The organism is Streptomyces sp. UH6 (assembly GCF_013421635.1).
Classification (GTDB): domain Bacteria; phylum Actinomycetota; class Actinomycetes; order Streptomycetales; family Streptomycetaceae; genus Streptomyces; species Streptomyces abyssomicinicus.
The window spans coordinates 1-1,236 of the sequence record NZ_JACADT010001318.1; the positions used below are offsets into that span (position 1 = coordinate 1).

Consider the following 1,236-nt stretch of genomic DNA (forward strand, 5'->3'; position numbering starts at 1 on the left):
CCGCACGTCGTGCGGTCGGCCGCCGCCACCGTGGGCCGCCGGCTGACGGACGAGGACCGGCCGGACGCCGCCCGGCTCGCCTGGCAGGCCGGTCTGGAGGAGGCCAGGGTCGGCATGGACCAGCTCGGCCGGCGCATCGAGCCGGCGGCCGACTGGGACGACCTGGTGCTGCACGAGCGGCAGTCGGGCGTGCTGCGGGAGATCGTCGCGCACGTACGGCAGCGGGCCACCGTCCACCAGGAGTGGGGCTTCGCCGGGACCCTGCGCCGCGGCCTCGGCGTCACCGCGATGTTCGCGGGCGGCTCCGGCACCGGCAAGACGCTGGCCGCCGAGGTGATGGCGAAGGAACTCGGCCTCGACCTGTTCGTGATCGACCTGTCCCAGGTGGTCAGCAAGTACATCGGCGAGACCGAGAAGAACCTGCGCCGCGTCTTCGACGCCGCCGAACGCGGCGGCGCTCTGCTGCTGTTCGACGAGGCGGACGCGCTCTTCGGCAAGCGCAGCGAGGTCAAGGACAGCCACGACCGGTACGCGAACCTCGAGGTCAGCTACCTGCTGATGCGTATGGAGGCGTACCGAGGTCTCGCCGTCCTCACCACCAACATGAAGCAGGCCCTGGACACCGCGTTCCTGCGCCGCATCCGCTTCGTCGTCGACTTCCCCTTCCCCGCCGAGCACGAACGGGCGGAGATCTGGCGCCGGGTGATCCCGCGGCAGACCCCGGTGAAGGGCATCGACCCGGATCTGCTCGCCCAGCTCACCGTGGCGGGCGGCTCGATCCGCAACATCGCCCTGTCCGGCGCGTTCCTCGCCGCCGAGGAGGGCGACCGGCTGCAGATGCGGCACATGCTGGCGGCCGCCCGTACGGAGTACCAGAAGCTGGAGCGGTCCCTGACGCCGGGGGAGGTACGGGGATGGGTGTGAACGGGGGGAGCGGCACGGAGCCCCGCGAGATCCGGGTGGAGATCGGTGAACTCGCCCTCCACGGCTTCCGCGTGGACGCGGACCACGTCTCGGCCGCCTTCGAGCACGAACTGACCCGGCTGATCCGCGCCCACGGCGTTCCGCTCGCGGCCGACGGCGCGCTGCGCGCCGACGCCCTCACCGGTCTGCCGCCCCTGCCCTCGGGACTCTCGGCACGACGCCTCGGCCAGGAACTGGCCCGCGCCGTGCACCAGGGACTCAGCGGCCACGGGGAGGTGACCCGGTGAGCGGCTCCCCCACCCAGGACACCCG

The 1,236-nt window shown here is 72.7% G+C and carries 2 protein-coding genes; both read left to right on the forward strand.

All coding sequences use genetic code 11. The features are described 5' to 3' along the window. Positions 1-924: ATP-binding protein (locus tag HW445_RS31565; protein ID WP_180224192.1), on the forward strand; the 924-nt coding region annotated here is incomplete at its 5' end. After that, the gene (locus HW445_RS31570) at positions 915-1,211 is read left to right on the forward strand and encodes a hypothetical protein (protein ID WP_180224193.1); all 297 of its coding nucleotides are present in this window, start codon (positions 915-917) and stop codon (positions 1,209-1,211) included. The genes HW445_RS31565 and HW445_RS31570, both read left to right, overlap by 10 nt. The last annotated feature ends 25 nt before the right edge of the window (positions 1,212-1,236 follow it).